The 16,705-nt window shown below is 30.1% G+C and carries 21 protein-coding genes and 1 pseudogene; all 22 read right to left on the bottom strand.

Translation table 11 applies throughout. The features are described from left to right. Window positions 1-821: pseudogene (locus KGF41_RS10580) on the bottom strand (cell wall hydrolase); the annotation flags it as partial. Continuing rightward, complete coding sequence (locus tag KGF41_RS10575) at window positions 814-1,503, bottom strand: LysM peptidoglycan-binding domain-containing protein (protein WP_227856651.1); 690 nt, start codon at window positions 1,501-1,503, stop codon at window positions 814-816. The pseudogene KGF41_RS10580 and the gene KGF41_RS10575, both read right to left, overlap by 8 nt. Before the next feature lie 16 nt (window positions 1,504-1,519). Next, a complete protein-coding gene (locus KGF41_RS10570; RefSeq protein WP_227856650.1) occupies window positions 1,520-3,907 on the bottom strand; it encodes a tape measure protein in 2,388 nt (795 codons plus the stop codon). 66 nt (window positions 3,908-3,973) lie between these two features. Next, window positions 3,974-4,741: a DUF4428 domain-containing protein gene (locus KGF41_RS10565; RefSeq protein WP_021379037.1), complete on the bottom strand. Its 768-nt coding sequence runs from the start codon at window positions 4,739-4,741 to the stop codon at window positions 3,974-3,976. A 263-nt stretch (window positions 4,742-5,004) separates the two neighbouring features. After that, the gene (locus KGF41_RS10560; RefSeq protein WP_015984847.1) at window positions 5,005-5,445 is read right to left on the bottom strand and encodes a phage tail assembly chaperone; all 441 of its coding nucleotides are present in this window, start codon (window positions 5,443-5,445) and stop codon (window positions 5,005-5,007) included. A 4-nt stretch (window positions 5,446-5,449) separates the two neighbouring features. After that, the gene (locus tag KGF41_RS10555) at window positions 5,450-5,707 is read right to left on the bottom strand and encodes a hypothetical protein (protein WP_015984846.1); all 258 of its coding nucleotides are present in this window, start codon (window positions 5,705-5,707) and stop codon (window positions 5,450-5,452) included. 52 nt (window positions 5,708-5,759) lie between these two features. Beyond that, complete coding sequence (locus KGF41_RS10550; protein ID WP_015984845.1) at window positions 5,760-6,230, bottom strand: phage tail tube protein; 471 nt, start codon at window positions 6,228-6,230, stop codon at window positions 5,760-5,762. A 24-nt stretch (window positions 6,231-6,254) separates the two neighbouring features. Further along, window positions 6,255-7,565 carry a phage tail sheath family protein gene (locus tag KGF41_RS10545; protein WP_227856649.1) on the bottom strand — a complete coding sequence of 437 codons (1,311 nt, stop codon included), beginning with the start codon at window positions 7,563-7,565 and terminating at the stop codon, window positions 6,255-6,257. A 1-nt stretch (window position 7,566) separates the two neighbouring features. Next, window positions 7,567-7,752 (bottom strand): hypothetical protein, encoded by a 186-nt coding sequence (locus KGF41_RS10540; RefSeq protein WP_334292375.1) that lies wholly within the window; start codon window positions 7,750-7,752, stop codon window positions 7,567-7,569. Continuing rightward, window positions 7,736-8,173, bottom strand: a complete 438-nt coding sequence (locus KGF41_RS10535; RefSeq protein ID WP_227856648.1) for a DUF6838 family protein — start codon at window positions 8,171-8,173, stop codon at window positions 7,736-7,738. Before KGF41_RS10535 ends, KGF41_RS10540 begins: the two co-directional genes overlap by 17 nt. Beyond that, window positions 8,166-8,591 carry an HK97 gp10 family phage protein gene (locus KGF41_RS10530; RefSeq protein WP_194655000.1) on the bottom strand — a complete coding sequence of 142 codons (426 nt, stop codon included), beginning with the start codon at window positions 8,589-8,591 and terminating at the stop codon, window positions 8,166-8,168. Before KGF41_RS10530 ends, KGF41_RS10535 begins: the two co-directional genes overlap by 8 nt. Continuing rightward, entirely contained in the window at window positions 8,591-8,938 is a 348-nt protein-coding gene (locus KGF41_RS10525) for a hypothetical protein (RefSeq protein ID WP_227856647.1), read from the bottom strand. Before KGF41_RS10525 ends, KGF41_RS10530 begins: the two co-directional genes overlap by 1 nt. After that, window positions 8,932-9,333, bottom strand: coding sequence for a hypothetical protein (locus tag KGF41_RS10520; protein WP_227856646.1), 402 nt, complete (start codon window positions 9,331-9,333; stop codon window positions 8,932-8,934). The genes KGF41_RS10525 and KGF41_RS10520 overlap by 7 nt, the downstream gene beginning before the upstream one ends. 5 nt (window positions 9,334-9,338) lie before the next feature. Further along, the gene (locus KGF41_RS10515; RefSeq protein ID WP_227856645.1) at window positions 9,339-10,409 is read right to left on the bottom strand and encodes a phage coat protein; all 1,071 of its coding nucleotides are present in this window, start codon (window positions 10,407-10,409) and stop codon (window positions 9,339-9,341) included. 19 nt (window positions 10,410-10,428) lie between these two features. Continuing rightward, window positions 10,429-10,965 carry a phage scaffolding protein gene (locus KGF41_RS10510; RefSeq protein WP_227856644.1) on the bottom strand — a complete coding sequence of 179 codons (537 nt, stop codon included), beginning with the start codon at window positions 10,963-10,965 and terminating at the stop codon, window positions 10,429-10,431. Between the two features lie 41 nt (window positions 10,966-11,006). Continuing rightward, window positions 11,007-11,201: a hypothetical protein gene (locus KGF41_RS10505; protein WP_227826485.1), complete on the bottom strand. Its 195-nt coding sequence runs from the start codon at window positions 11,199-11,201 to the stop codon at window positions 11,007-11,009. A gap of 71 nt (window positions 11,202-11,272) precedes the next feature. Continuing rightward, complete coding sequence (locus tag KGF41_RS10500) at window positions 11,273-11,434, bottom strand: CPCC family cysteine-rich protein (RefSeq protein WP_076613451.1); 162 nt, start codon at window positions 11,432-11,434, stop codon at window positions 11,273-11,275. A gap of 2 nt (window positions 11,435-11,436) precedes the next feature. Beyond that, the gene (locus tag KGF41_RS10495) at window positions 11,437-12,798 is read right to left on the bottom strand and encodes a minor capsid protein (protein WP_227856643.1); all 1,362 of its coding nucleotides are present in this window, start codon (window positions 12,796-12,798) and stop codon (window positions 11,437-11,439) included. Next, window positions 12,788-14,257, bottom strand: coding sequence for a phage portal protein (locus KGF41_RS10490; protein ID WP_413906972.1), 1,470 nt, complete (start codon window positions 14,255-14,257; stop codon window positions 12,788-12,790). Before KGF41_RS10490 ends, KGF41_RS10495 begins: the two co-directional genes overlap by 11 nt. Further along, a complete protein-coding gene (locus KGF41_RS10485) occupies window positions 14,250-15,494 on the bottom strand; it encodes a PBSX family phage terminase large subunit (RefSeq protein ID WP_413906971.1) in 1,245 nt (414 codons plus the stop codon). Before KGF41_RS10485 ends, KGF41_RS10490 begins: the two co-directional genes overlap by 8 nt. After that, a complete protein-coding gene (locus tag KGF41_RS10480; protein WP_074092167.1) occupies window positions 15,484-15,912 on the bottom strand; it encodes a terminase small subunit in 429 nt (142 codons plus the stop codon). Before KGF41_RS10480 ends, KGF41_RS10485 begins: the two co-directional genes overlap by 11 nt. Window positions 15,913-16,108: 196 nt before the next feature. Further along, a complete protein-coding gene (locus KGF41_RS10475) occupies window positions 16,109-16,537 on the bottom strand; it encodes a sigma factor-like helix-turn-helix DNA-binding protein (RefSeq protein WP_227856641.1) in 429 nt (142 codons plus the stop codon). Window positions 16,538-16,705: the final 168 nt, after the last annotated feature.

Raw genomic sequence — 16,705 nt, 5'->3', positions numbered from 1 at the left:
AAACTTAATGACTTAGTTTTCTTATTATATAATTTTAGAAGTATATCACACTTTTGTTTTATCTCTGCTTCACTCATATTTTTATCAACTGTATCAAACATTTGAAGTATTCCCCAGCTTCTCATATGCGTAGAATCTTGTGCAATATAAACATCCCTTTTTCCTGTTTCTTCATTGTCTCTCACAAGTTTTATCTTTGTGTAAGTATCGCTATCTATTGATGAATTATAGTCAAAATCCTCTATTACATCATTATTCATAACAATATCTAGTTTCATTGATGCTACATTTTTTAATGTTATTCTTCCAAAATCATCATAGAGTACATACATTTCCTTTTTCTCTCTTAAGGTATCATCAAGAGCAGTTAAAACCATATCAAAGAGTGTTTTATTTTCTTCAACTCTCGATATTTTATATTTTGTATCTTCTATAACATTGTATTTTAATTTAAAATCTTTAGCCAACATTTTTACAAGTTCGGATGCAGTTTTATTACTATATACGTAAGTATCTTTATTCTTAAAATATCTCAACTGGTCATAAGCAACAATTTTAATGTGATTTTCTTTATCTCTTTTCTTCTGAAATATATATCCATAGAATATGCCTATTCCCTTGTAATACAGCCTTACAGAATTACCTTCACAGAACTCTAATATATCATCCATGACTATGGTAAATTCTAATTTACTTGGTGTACCTCGTCTTTCTATCTCCCATGTTATGTTATCAAGGACAACTGGCTCATAGAAATCTTCCCAATGAGCAATAACTAACCTTACATCTCTATCATTTGCTAATACTAATTCATCAGCCAAGTTTTAACACCTGCCCTTTATAGATGGTGTATTTAGGTACTTTTTTACCCTTATTTGCTTTATCCATCATACTTTTATTTAGTTCATATACTTTCTTATATAGTGACCCATTTCCTAATTGCTTTTGACAAATTGACCAAAGAGAATCCCCGCTTTTGACTGTGTATGTTTTACCACTTGGTGCATTGACTGAATCAACTCTCTTAGGTTCTATTTTTACATTAGGTCTACCAGTATCACTTTTAGGAGGAGCAAGAACTAATTTTCTAGTTGAGTAATCTCTATATTGTTTTAACTTTATTGCAACCTTAAAATCTGAACCATTTTCTGCATCTTCTACTATGTTATATTCCTCAAGTGATACTTTTCTATTTGTATTAAATAGTACTTTATTCCCAAGTTGTCGAGATACAATAAATTGAAATGGCTTACAATCTGTCTTTAGTAGTTCTAATTTACTTAAAAAGAATTGAACATCTTTAAAAGTACCTCGATAGAATGGTAGTTTATTATGTGTAAACTCTGCTTCAAAACTTATTTCAGATAGACCAGGAGTCTTTAATATGTTTACTTCTCCATCATTTATAAGGTCTACAGTTTTATTTTTATTTGTTGTTTTTATTTCTAATTTGCCAGGTGTGATTGGTAATTGTACTCCATCCAAGTAAAAATCATAAGCCATTTTTTCACTCTCCTTTCTAAACTACTCCTTCTGCCGATACAACCATTGCGTCGTTTAATTTTTCAGTTAGTACATTAACTATTCCATCTAAGTCAGTATCTCTACTTATATTGTTTGTATTGTTCATGTCTATTTTAATGTTTACTCCTGTAAATCTGTTGATAGTCTCTTGTTCCGCAATATCTCTTAAGTATTTTAAGTCCTCTTGACTTTTATCCATTGTCTTAGCCATTTTAGCGGTGTTTCCTGCTGTATCTTTTGCTCCTTTTGCAGCGTCGCCAAGCGGAGAATTTAATCCAGCCGAACCCAATCCATCTCCTAATCCATACTTTTTGTCCCAAAGGTCATCTAGACCTAAATCTTTTTTTGCTTTTTCTGCTATTTTGCTAATATCAAAAGCATCTTTTATTTTATTTTCTAAGTTTTGACCAAAAGCATATCCATTCTTCATCCAATCTTCGACATTTTTGTACTCTAATTGTTTAAACGATTTATAACCTTTTGGTTCTGCTCCAAGCCACTTATTTAAGTTTCCTTTAGCTTTTTGAAGTGTACTTGTAATAGACTTTGTGTGCCCAATCATATCAGCTTTTCCGAGTCCTAGCTTATCTCCAAGTCCTCCAAATTTATTTAAGACATCCACAAATTTATTCCAAGCTTTTAATGCCCCATTAATTCCATCTATGATAGAGTTTGCTAAATTAGTAGCAAATTCATCACATCCTTGTGTCATAGATATAAGATTATTTAATACTGCTGTAGCTAAATTAAAAAATAATTTCTTCACTGAATAAACTGGATGGTCCAATACATTTGTAAAAAACTCAGCAAACGATATAAAAACATTAACCCAAAAAAACACACTATTTATAATAAATGCTGTTAAACCTGCTAATGCTCCTGTAACAACACCTATAGCAGATAAACTTGTTCCCGCGAACTTATTCATTGCAGCTACTGCTACAAATATAATGACTATGAATGCTAAAAATCCTAATACTACCCATGTAATTGGATTAGCTAAAAGTGCAGCATTCAATCCCCAAGTAGCTATTGTTGCTGATAAAGTCGCTCCATTTGCACGCATTAATGCTGCTGCTTGAATATTAGTCATTAGTGCAGAAAATGAAGAAGCTGCAGCATGAGCAATATTTGCAATCACATTGCCTAAGGTAGCTATTTTAGTTGCTAGTAAAACTGCTTGAAATATTATAAAAACAGAAGCTATCCCCAAAATTATAGGAGAAATAATACTCCAATTTTGAGCGAAAATATTAACTACATTTAATGCTTGTGTTATTATCCAGCCTAGTGCTTGTGAAATTAAACTTATCCCAACAATCATTGTGTTTGAAAAACTTTGAAAAGCTGGGCTCCCTAATATACTTATAATTCCATTAAAAATGTTATAAGCAACATTTCCAAGTACATACAAAGAGTCTATAAAATTATCTATAAAGGTTCGAAATCCCTTACTAGACATAGACTGTTCAATTTTTTTCTGTATAACACCAAATATCATGATTGCATTATTTTTAATTGAAGTCCAAATTTGAGAAAATGTGTAAGGCATTTTTTCAAACTCTGCATTGGTCTGCTCTGCTGCTGCAAGTAATGAGTTTTTTACAATATCTGCTGTTAACATTCCCTCTGATGCCATTCCTCTTATTTTTCCTATGTCCACGTCCAAATAATCTGCAATCGATTGGATGATGTTAGGTGCTGACTCAAACACAGCATTTAACTCTTCTCCACGCAAAACTCCACTTCCCAGCCCTTGAGTCAACTGTAAAAGTGCCGAATTCATTTCCTCAGTACTTGCACCTGCTATTACGAATTTTTTGTTTAATTGCTCTGCAAAACCTACAATTTCTTTTGTACTGCTAAATGCTTTACCTGCATTCATACCTACACGCGAAACTATTTTTGCAGTATCTAAATAAGATGCTCTTGACCTTTCAGCTGATTGAAATATCATTTTGTTAAGTCCGCCATCCGATTGTTGCCCATCGTTAATCATACTCAGTCTCGCATTGGTACTTGTCATCTGGTCGCTTAAATTTCCTAGACCTCCTAATGTTCTTATACCTAAATAAGTTGCTGCTAACTTCTTTGCACTTCCAACTAATCTATCTGTAGAACTTGCACCCTTATTTATATCCTCATTAAGTCTTCGCTGTTGCCCATCAGCTTCTCTTATTTGTTGTTCTAATCTATCAAACCCAGCTTCTGCACGTGCTAGTTCTTCTCTAGCTGTTCTAATACTATTAGCATCTATAGCATTGCTAGATGTTCTTTGTAATTGCTCGAATGAACTTAATACAATATTCATAGCATTAGTCATGTGCCTAAAAGCAGGTGTCATTCCGTCGAAAATTCGGATAGATGTTTGTATAGTTGCCATTTTTAACCTCCTTTCTTTTTTAACATAATATAAGCACTTACTTATTTTTAAGTAAGTGCTTATATATTATAAATTTAGCAATTCTTTTTTCTTAGTATCAAATTCTTCTTGTGTGATGGCTTCAATATCCAAAAGATTTTTATATTTTAATATTTCATCAGCTACAGAATTAGAATTTATATTATCTGCAACTTTAATACTTTGTGTAATAGCGGATAATGTTGATAAAATTTTATGTGCATCTTTGTATGCTTTCTCATAAACACTGGAATTGGTTTTAGTCTTTTTATTAATCAATTCAATATACTCAACAGGATTATCAATATCGTTAATTGTTATTTTAATTTTAAATGAATTAACAACCTTTCTTGCTGTTTTTTTGCCTGTTACTCCTCCAACTATAGCTCCAGTAGCACCAAACAAAGCTCCTCCAACTATAGCTCTTCCCACTCCTCCACTAACTATAGACTCTCCATCTTCTAAAATTTCAAATTTCACAATATTTTCATAAGAATGAATGATAGGAGCTTTTTTATCGTTTTCACTTCTTTTAGACACAAGCCATTTTTTATTATCTTCATCAAATTCTATATAGTTCTCTATATTATTAGTTGGATTAAATATTTTTTGGAGTTCATTGTTTTTTTTAGTTGATGATATAGTTTTTTCAATATCTAATTTTTTTAAAATTTTAGGTGCTTTAGTCATAGAAAGTGCATCACAATATTCTTTAAAACAAGAATTGCATATCCAACCATCTTCAATATTCAACACTCCTATCTCAGTATCACAAATACAGCATATATCTGCTTTTTTCTTCCCAAATAACCCCATAAGTTTTCCTCCAGTACAATAATTTTATAAGATTATTATACTATATTAGTAAAATTTTTACATTAGATATTATCTTCTTCTACTCCTTCTAGCTTCTTTAGCATTCTTCTTTTCTTCTTTTATTTCTTCTTCTACTTTAATATCTATAGAAGCAGCAACAAATGCCCTCTCGTAGTCTGGTAAATCTGTATATTCATGTGGTTTCCATTTGAATTTATGAAGGCAATAATGAGCTACACTAGCATCATAATCGCCTCCTTCAATTAGTTTTTTGCTTCTTCTACTTTATCTTCAAAAGTCCTATCAAAACCATTCACTTCTCCTACCTCACTTGAAAGGTCTGTGTATTCACCAGGAGTTAACATTGTTGTTAATAGTTCCTCTGCTCCCATTACACCATAGCTATTTTGAAGTTCTGCATCATGTAAATCTGGAAATACTACAGTTTCTACACACAGTTTCAAAGTATAAGTATTAAAATCTGTTTCACTAGTGTATTGCCCTGTTGCTTTCCCTTTTTTATTTAGTACAGGTACTCTTATAGTTGAATCTTTTCTTAATTGTCTATCTCTATCTGAATCTATTGCTTTAAGTTCCCATTCGATTGCTTTTCCATCTTCTCCTATAAACCTTTCACTTGCCACATACTTTCTATTCTCTACTTTTATTGCATTTTGACTTAAAAAAGCGTTTAAATCTCCCATATTCTTATTCTACCTCCATCACCAAATATTTTGTTTGTTTTTCTATTGTTGCAACACCAGCTTCATTTATTTCAAATTTTATGATTATTGGCTTTAATGACGAACCATCAATTGTATCTGTTGCTAACTTATCTGAAATATCTATAAGATATTTTCCTGCCTTTTTATACATCTCGCTGACACGTTCTTCCAAAGGTCTTTTATTGCTATAATCAAAAGAAATTGAATCTTTTATCTCATATTTATCCTTAATTTTAATCATCTCCTATTCTTATAAATAAAAAATACACATCCATAAATCATAAATGTGTATTTTACTCCATACCATTTGCTATATTAAATTTCTCAACTAATTTCCAATTCTCAAAAGTAAAATCCATATCTTCATCTAAATACTCACCATCAGCATCAAATTTAGCAATTATGCCTGAGTCCATATTGCAATCTTCCAGTATTATAGTTTGACGACCCACTGAACTTGTTGGGTCTTCATTGGTAATTTGTATATCAAAGTAAATATCCTCACCAGTTTCTTTATACTCATACAACAATTCTCTAAATATAGAGGTATTATAATAAAATGTTGCATTTCCTGAATATTTACTTCCTGTTGATTTATTTCCTTTTGTAGTACTACCTAATATAGGTATCTCACTCTTATTCTTTTCCATTTTAGCTTCTAAGTTAATAGCTTGCATAAAGTTATATCTTTTACCTTTTATAGTTACAAAACACTCTGCCTTAGATGCACTTATTGTATCTCTTGCTTTTATTTGTTGTGCCATTATAATTATTCTCCTTTCTTATTGTTAACTAACTGAAACAGTCATATAAAGCTTACTCATAGCACTAATAACTTTTACAGCATCACTTACTACAACAGTCTTCTTGTCGCTTCCAGGTTCTACAGAAACATCATCAGCTTTGAAATCTTCTATTGCTCTTATATTTTGTAGTTGTTCATGATGCTTAACTACATCATTCCAAAACGAGATACGACCAGATTTATCATTTGGTACTTCACCCAAGTACTTTGTATTAAATAAAGTCGCTATATCATTAGCAATTTGGTCAAGTACTCTAACACTTTGGTTACTTGAAAAATCGTCATTTTTATCATCTGTAAATGATACAAAAGTATTTATGTCCTCTAACACATGAACTTCATCACCAACTTTATGAAATATAAATTTACCAGTTTTTAAAGCTTCTTCTAACTGTATCTGAGTGTAATTTACATCAACATCAAACTCACCATCATACTTTTTATTAGTATTAGATTTATTTATGTCACATCCTGCTATAGCTCCAATAGCCCAATAAATCAAGCTAGATTCAACTAAATCTTTATCTTTAATCTTATTTTCTACAGACACTACACCTTCATAATCTGCATCACTTTTCTTATATAGTACTGTTTGAAACTTAGCTCCTACCTTATCTCTCATTCTCTTTGTAAATTCTACAAATAAACTTTTGATTTCTGCTGTTGTAGCCAAACACCCTAGTGCATTAAATGAATAACTTTCTATTTTGTCTAAGAAAGTTTGGTACTCTGCTCCTGTCACAGCTTCGCCATTAGCTCCACCAGTAAATACAAGTCCTGCACTTGCTTCTAGTGTTGCATCCTTCTTCCAAGTGATATAGTCATTATCTTGTAAGTCTGTAATCACTTTAGCTATTTGAGTATCTACCTTCTTATTATCTAAAAGTGTTACAACATCAAACTTAGTGTTATCATCAATGTTTGTTGTAACTACTATCTTCAAATCATTACCTCTTATTCCACTATATTTAGCAGTAGCAATAGTGCAACTAGCTTTAACACCTTTATTTAGCTTATAGAAATATCCTAATCTTATATTTTTGAATAAATCTCTCAAACCTTTCAATTTTTCATGAGTGTAATCATATCCAAAGAACTTTGTTGAATATTTCTCAAAATCATCACTGGTTACTTGAAATACTTCTTCATTAATACCCCAATCAAGCTCAATTGGCATTGCTACAATACCTCTATCAGATAATGAACTAGTTGCTCTCTTAGCTGAGATAAAATTTATATAAGCACCTGGTAATACTTTATTTTGTGTTACAAATGTTCCTCCACCTAAAGCCATATTAACTCACTCCTTTCATAAAATTATTTATTATTTCCTCTACTTCTGAGAAAGAATATAACTCATTTTCTTTTAAAATTGCATTTAATAAGTCTTTTCTATTTACATACTTCTTAGAGTTAACTATCTGCTCCTTAGTAAACTTGTAGTTATCTTCTTTGCTTAATGTTTTACTCAAAATTATCACCTCTCTTCAACCCACCGAATAACTCTACTGTATCCATCTTATCTGTATCATTACTTTTTATAGTAAAGTAGTTATAATCAACGAAGAAATGAAGAACATTATCTACAATTTCAAAGTTCATATTTGTACCTCTGACTAAATCTCCATCAATTTCTATATACTCTAATTCCTCTAATAACATTTCAGCTATCTCATTTATTTCAAATGATTTATCATTACTTTTGGGAAAATAATGTACATCAAAAGAGTTCTTTTTTAATGTCCTGCCACTTGGATATGATACTTTGCTTGGATTTAAAGGAACAATAAAAAAACAAGGTTCATTAATCCCTTGCTCCACATCTTCACTATAAATTGTATAACTCTCTCCAAATGTTTTATCTAATTTAATAGATATTCCATCAATTATATTATTAAGCATCAAATACTCCTTTAAGTAATATTAATAACTTTTTCTCTATAATCTTATCAACTTGGCTTTGTAGTTCCATCTCTGAAATTGTTAAGAAATGTTGTCCTTTTACCCAACCTTTTCCATCTTTAGTTCTATGCCCGAAATTTACATAACTTGCATATTCAGTTGGATTAACAACTTCTATAATATAATTATTACCTTGTTTGTAAACAGGAAGCGACCTAGCATAAGCTACTCCACTCCAACCCTCTCTCAAAAATCCTGTATCTACTGGAGTTCTTCTAATTACTTTTCCTAAGAGTCTTGCTGCCAATTCTCTTGCTGCATCTTTACAAAACTTATCTAAATCAATCTTTGTAAATTTCTCCATCCTTTTACAAGCTCTTTTAAACTCTCTAAAATCAACACTACCCCATCTAGCCATTATGCTTTATCCTCTAGTAATTCTAAGACAACTTCTTGATGGTTTGGATATATAGCTGATTCTCCACTTCTTACATATTCTTTATCATTTATAATAAGTTTTGAACCTGCTTTAATTTCTATATCTGGAGATATAAAGAGTTTAATAGTTTGCTCTAGTTTAGCTACTTTTCCATCTGTAGCTGATGTAATATTTTTATATGATAACTTACAAAGTTGATTTTCTAATACAACTACTTCTTTGTTATTTGTTCGCTTTGTTATAGGGTCTTTAATTGGCTGATACTCAACTATAGTACATTTATCTCTATACATCATTTCTATTGCTTTTCTAGTTCTGTTTACCATCTTAAACACCTAAAGGTTAATATTTTATTCTTACCATAAGTAGTAAGGTAGGTTATAAGACTATCAAAACGTTGCTCGGGAGTTTGTGAGCCACTCCCTATAGCAAAATCTACCTTTGTATCACCTTCTGATATAGACTTTTCTACAGCTTCAAAATTAAGACTCTCTATGTCTAATTGCCCTATATTTTTCTTAGTAAACAAGAACTCTCCAACTATCATATCTACTTCAATTTCTTTTAATTCAATTGGCACAGCTTTTATATTACAATCTAGTTTAATTATATTTTCTATCTTTTCTTTTACAAAATCTATTAACCATTTATCTCCATCTTTTAGAGTATATCCAAATCCTTGAAGTCTTTTTTCTATATTGTCAATCATGTTATTTTCCATAAAATTTAACCTTTTGATATTATTTGAGCAATTGCAATTGATTTATGGTCTATATATTTTGTTTTAGTTGTTGCCCCATCATTTACTAGGGTCCAGTTTGAACCATCTTCAAGTTCTGATTTTGTTGGAGATAGTGAAACTTGTTTTTTCTTTTCATATGAAATTCCACAAGGTGCAAATACTTTTCTTTGTCTAGTATATAAAGTATCTTGACCACCATTTGTTTTAGGGTCTCTATCCATTTCATAAGGAATTTTTGCTCCTATATCCTCATAATCAAAAGCTCCATCACCTAATATATAAGTAGTATATTTTGTATATCCATCACCTGCACCACTTGCACTTTCTGCAACATCTTCTACTGGCATACTATCATCAATTAATACAGTTCTACCATTCCATGTAGCTAAACCTAAATCTCTTTGTATTCCTTGCTCGTCAGTATACTTTAGATAAGCTAATAGATTTAAATTTTCTAAATTAGTAGCTACACTACTGTGCATGATAGCTAAACTAAATTTATTTTTATTATCCCCACATGCTTTTTGTATAGTAGTATTAAGGCTTTCAGCAGAAACTTTCCCATCACCATTTTTAGTTACATCTGATGTATGAAAATCAACAAACTTCTTATTTTCAGTTCCTGTCATTGAAAATATGCCTTTTAATATTGATAACAGTGTATCTTGGTCAACATCCTCCCAAAATGAAGCTACTTTATTTCTTACATTAGCCATAAAGTCTACACCTGCTGTTATATCTTGACTAAAATCTTTCTCCATCCATGCTTTAGCTCTACCAATTACTACAACACCTCTTTCATAGGTAACAGTAGTATCTGCTGTTATATCAGTCATACCATCATAGTTAAGTGCATCCCCTTCTAAGTTGCCATACATAGGTATTCTTCCATATGATGTAGTTGTTTGACTACTAAATAAGTTTCTAATTTCTGAGTTTGATTTTAAAGCTCTTGATTTTAATAATTCATTTCTTTTTAGTGTTGGAGCTGACTCCATATACTTCCCAAATGCTTCTGCATTAAATGATTTTGCGTCAAATTTTGTATTTGCCATATTTATTTACCTCTTTTCTTTAATTTTCTAATTGATTGCACCAATCTTCATAAGTAAAATCTTCTGTTGATTTTTCTACTATAGGATTACTTTCTCCTGGATTTACTCCTTTAAAATTTACTTTTGTTTCTTGAACTTCTTCAAATAAAAACTTACTTTCTTCACTTTCTTGTAGTTTCTTAATCTGTGCTAATCTTAAAGACTCATACTTTTCATAATCTTCTTCCTCAATTTCTTCAAGTAATGCCTTTGTTGCTTTTTTATTTCTTGCTCTATTTTCTGTTAGTAATCTTTCATCAATAGAATCCCTCCTTATCTGTTTTATTTCAGCTTCATAAGTTGCTTTTAATTGTTCAACCTCTTGTTTTGTCATAACTCCTTTAAAACCTTCAATTGTCTCATTTGCTGTGTTTAATTGTATTTCAAGATTTTCGTAATCTTCTTTGTTAACTGTAGTCTCTTTTATTTTCTTTTCTATAGACTTTTGTAAAGAAACTACATCAATCTTGTTATCTTCTATTTTTGTTCCTTCTAGCAATTCTTTTAACCAATCCATTTTAAATGTCTCCTTTCATTTTTTACATAATAAAAAAGCCCTTATAGACTTTTATCTAATGATTTATTTAATTCTTCCATTACTCTCTTTAAAATTTCATCAGAAACTTTATCTATATTAGCTTTATTTTCTTTTTTTAATTTATTACAAAGAATACCTACATTAACATTAGCAATACAATTAATAACGATTTGTACTACACAAACTACAACTATAACTTGAGTTAATATACACATTAAAATCACCTACCTTTTTTAAATTTTTACATAATAAAAGCACCTACTAATTTATTATTTAGCAAGTGCTTTTATATTACTTTTTTACCTTTTTCATAAGCTTCTTTAGCTTCTTTTAATGACATTTTGTTTGGTCCTTTGTAATTAGTTTCTTTTGGTCCACTGTTTTGCCAATTACAATTTTCACAAATATCAAACACATCTACATCTTTACCACATACTGGACAATTCATATCTAAACCTCCTTATATTCTTTTATTTGTTCTAACCAGTAATTATAACCTTCTTTTGGCTTAAATAAGGTTGATATTTTACCATCAGCTCTTCCAACAGCAAAATCATTAGTACTCTTTCTATACTTAAATAAAAAGTTATCTTTACTTAAAAACCCTTCTACATCATTACTTAATTGCTCTGATAACAAATTTCTTGCAGTAGATAGATATTCTTCAGCAGTTATATTTCCATATTCATTTAAGTGTTTTTCTACATGCTTTTTAAATTTCTTTTCAGTTGGAAAATCTGCTTTTAACCAACTCTTATTACTTAGTATATCATCTTTTTTATCAATTATAAATGTCTTCTCATGCCATTCTTTATATTTCATATTAGATGTAACATAATATGTTTTCCCATTTTCATCTCTTGCTGCTCTATAGCCTTCTTCATCTTCAAACCAAGGAGCTGTTGTTGTACGACATCTAGGATGAAATGGTGGAGCTGTGACTCCTATCTCATAACCTTTCATATCAAATATTTTTCCATCTAATTCTCTACATATATTTGATGTTTTTAAATCTAGTGTAGCAACTATCTCATATTTCTCTACATCTAAATCGTTAAAACAATCTTTTCTACTTGCTGATGCAAAGAAAGCTGATTCAGTCATTATTAGGTTCTTAGCTTGTGATTTAGATACATTAAACATCTTAGCAAAGTCATTTACTAGATTTTTTGGATTCTCACCTCTAATAATTGATTGTGTCAGTTTAGTATATAACTCATTGATTAAAGCAGGTCTATGTTTACCCCAAATTCTTTCACTAAAGTTTAATCCATCTGTTGCCCATGGTTTAGAGATAATTTTATTTATTCTATTAGTATCAAGTGACATTAAACTCCAACCAACGTTTACTCCTTGTTGAACATTAAAAGCTGTATGATAATATCCACTTGTATAAATATCTCTCATTAGTTTATCAATACCATCAAGTTCATTTCCATATAAAACTTCTACTTGTTGCTGTATTTGTAACTTTAAAGCTTCAAGCCTTGTTATATGAACTCTTGCACTAGCATTTTCTAACTCTTTCATCCACTTTTGATTTATAGCATTTTCTTTACCATATTTAATATATTCTTCTACACTCCATTTAAACTCTTCTAGTTCTCTTGTATTTAGTAGTTTCTTAGCTTCTAATAAAGATATTCCCTCATTTTTGGCAAATCTGTTGTACCATGACAATATATCTTTTTCGACACTATTCATAGCTAGTTTATATTGCTTTTCTAATTCAAGATAATATTTTACACTTTTGTTATTTTGAGCTTCTTCTAATTGTTCAAATCTCTTCCTCCAATAATCTTTATGTTTCATCTATAACACCATCATTCGGTATCAAATCATCATACTCTCTTTGAACTTCTTCTTGTTTTTTCTTCTTTTCTAGTTCTTGCTTAACATCTATAGTCCAAGGATGTTGAGATACAATAGTTTCCTCTGATAATAACCCAACTGAATTTTGACAATTAGTAATACTTTCTGTTTCATTTATTAATATATCCCTATTAAAGATTATTTCTACTTCTTCATTTTCATAATTTCCTTGACCAGTATTTAAAATGTGCATATTTACAAACCACAACAGTTCTTCAAAGGAAGCTTGAAATTCAGTTTCCATACCATTGGCATCTAAATCTATATCACTATACATGCTTTGTATATTCATTTGATTTGGATTTCCACTCATTCTATCATCTTTAGCATCATATCCTCTTCCATTTTCAATTAATGCCTTTTTAAATACTTCTAAGATAGATTTATAGTTATCAGAATTTACTTTTATCTCTAGTGTTTTTAAGTCTCCTACTGCCCCATCTACAGTACGAACTTTAACAGCTCCATACTGTGCTAGATTTTTTCTAAACTCTCCTAGATTTTGACCATCATAATTTTGAAGTACCAGTATTGTATTTCTAGCATCTTCTTGCATATTGTTCTCAAAATCAGACAACATAATATTTATGCCATCCTGTAAACTCTTAACTCTTTTAATGAGTGCTATCTCTTTATTGTTGTATTTAAATGGTATTAATGGTATCCTATCCCAATTAAGTTCCTCATGAATATCATCAGTTTCAACTACTAAATAAGAAGAATATGGACTTTCTGAGTCAGCTATCAAAGTCATTCCTTGTAAAATATATCTCTTTATACCTTCTTTTGAATATACTTCCACCTTCTCAATTATCTTTTCATTTGCTCCACTATATGCCTTTACTTCATATAACCTAACTGCAAAATCTAATATTGTATGCTCTGAATCTTTCCAGAAAGGCAATACTTCATATGATGGAAACCTTTTGAAACTTAGTTTACCATCTTCACTATAGTATGGGTGTAACCATGCTATACCACCATTTAGAGAGTCCTCACAAAGGTTTTTGAAAGTCCTAAGAAACTTCTTATTAAATATATCTTTTAATAAAGAATTATATATTTCATTCTTAGTTTGGAAAGTAAGTGGTTTACCTAGCAAATAATTAACTTTTTGGTCTACTAAATTAGCATATTTATTATCTACTATTTTATTATTTGGTAGATTTTCAACTTCTGTCAGCTTCCCACCTTCTCCAATAACAGTACGTTTCCGTCTTAAAATATCATGCTCACCTTTATAATACCTATCACCTTGTAACTGCTCTTTTCTAGTGTTTGATGTTTTCCATTTATTTATTTCATACTCTATATATTTTAAATTGTTTGCTGATTGTTTTAGTGGTTTATTTAGAATATTATTCAGTTTAGCTACCCCCTTTCTTAAAAGATTAATCAAAACTAAACACCTCTCCTTTTATGAAATCTTCCAGTGCATATCTCATAGCATCCATTAAATGGTTAAAATCATCTATAGGTTTATTAATCTTATTTCCAAATTTATCTTTATCCCAAGTATAATTGCTTATTTCAGTTAAAAAGTTTACACATTTAGGATGTATTATAATCTTGTAATCTTGTATATATTGAATGCCATTATTTACACTATCTTTTCCTTTTCTTGAACCTTTTATATTTCTTAACCCTAACTCTCTCAGATGGTCAATATCTTTTGGAGAAGCTGAATCTGCTGTTATATGTTCTTTAGAATATCCTTTCCTATTAACTTCTCTATAAAGTTTCTCATTAGACATACCATGTTTATATATTTCATCAAACACATAAATCTCTTTTGAAGTTTCATCAACTAAACCACAAAATAAAGTTGATGGGTCATTAGTATAACCAAAATCCATCCCAAAAGCTGATTTGATATTCCTCTGCTCTATAAGAGTGTCTATATTAAAAATTCTCTCTTCCCAGTTTTCATATACTAATCCATCAACAATACCCCAATCCCCAAGTCCTGCTACTTTATAACGCCTTGGATTGTTCTTTTTCATAGTTTCAAACACTTTCTTATCTGCATCATCTAAGAACTCATTACAGAGGTAATTAGTAGTCTTTGAAAGTATATCCTTATCCTTTGTATCAAAAAATCTTTTCTTAATCCAATGATGCTCATTCCAAGGATTAAAGGTCATTGTTATTTGTTTAAATAAGCCATCTGGAACTTTACCTCTTATACTTTCATCTAACATATTAAAACTATTTTCATCTGTTATCTCATAAGCTTCTTCAATCCAACACCAACAAAGTACTCCAACATCAACAGTAATAGATGTAATTTTAAGTGGGTCATCAAATCCTCTAAAGTATATCTTTTGTCCTGTAGGAACGTATGTAATTTCAAGTGGATTAGTTGTACTATCCCAATAATTATCTACTCCTAACTGATGTATAGCCCATTTGAGTTCCTTATAACAACTATCTCTTAATGTTCCAAACACTTTCCTCACAACTAATAAATTAGCTTCTGGATGTTGCATTAACTTAGTAATATAATATAAAGCTGTTGTCTTTGATTTTTTAGAAGCTCTTGAACCTTTACAGACTCTATAACGACCCTTAAATCTCCAATAGTCTTTATACCCCTTACCTACTAGCTTTGCTATATTTACTTTCTTAATCTTCAATTTCATCATCTCCAGTTATAACTATAGGAATAGCTCCTTCAACTTCTACCTTATCAGTAAATAACCTATATCTCTTACCTAGAAGTTCAGCAGCTTTGTTCCTGTCTCTTATGCTTACATCTTTTTTTATTATTTCTGGACCATATTCAGAAACTACAACCACTTCCTCTTTTGCTTCATTCCTTACTATCTTAGTTAAATACTCCATAACCTCTTTGGCATCAGCTATCCTGTTTGACTCAAATTCTTTTAGTTTTTCATCAATGTAACTTTTTAGGTATGGTTTTGTTAAGTTTTCAGCACCTATTACTTTAGCAGTCTTTTCAGAATATCCTGCTCTTATTGCTGCTTCTGTTGCATTGCCAGTCTCAATATAGTAATCACAAAACCTTTTTTGCTTCTCAGTTAATTTTGCCACATCACCACCTCACTTTTTTTAAATATAAAAAAGACTAAGTTAGGGGTACTTAGCCTTTTTCAAGAGGATATATTATACACTTGTTTCATACTACCATTATAACTTATCTCATAGTATATTGATGTGACATGTTTCTATACTAAATCAATCATTAATCGGTCATAAATCGGACATTAATCGGACACAAACACGACTTTCATATTAGATTATATTTTTTAGCAAAGGGAAGTATTTTATCTAGTGCTTTTTTTCTCTTTTTTCCTACATATAATTCGCTTATATTTAATTCATAACTTATTTGTTTATATTGTAATTTTTTAAAATACCTTAGTTCTATTAGATTTTTCTCAAAATCATCTAATAAATTTAACATATTATTAACTGATTCTTTTTTAATTTGTAGATATATTTTCTCATTCTCCAATCTTTCAACATATATTAACTCATTTTCTATTGGTGAAGAAACATTATTTCCTTTAGGCATTCCATTTAATTCTATTCCTCTTAAACTGCTCCCTCTTACTTTTAACTCTATTTCTCTAATTTCAATATCCAAATTACTATATGAGTTTAACAATTCTTCTAATTTTTCATAGTCTGTCACTTCATTTTCACATCCTTGCAAATTAACAGAATTTTCTTTTTAATTATTTTATTAGGCTATTAATGAAATACAACTTATTTTTTTAATTAAACTTCATTATATAACTTACTAATTAAACCAAGTTCAAGATGGTTCAAGATGTAAAATAGATGTTGAACCTCTTGAACTTAAGTAATTTCAATATATATA

Origin of the sequence: Clostridioides sp. ZZV14-6150, assembly GCF_020657875.1 — a bacterium.
Taxonomy (GTDB): domain Bacteria; phylum Bacillota; class Clostridia; order Peptostreptococcales; family Peptostreptococcaceae; genus Clostridioides.
This window is presented reverse-complemented; position numbering and strand designations above follow the sequence as displayed.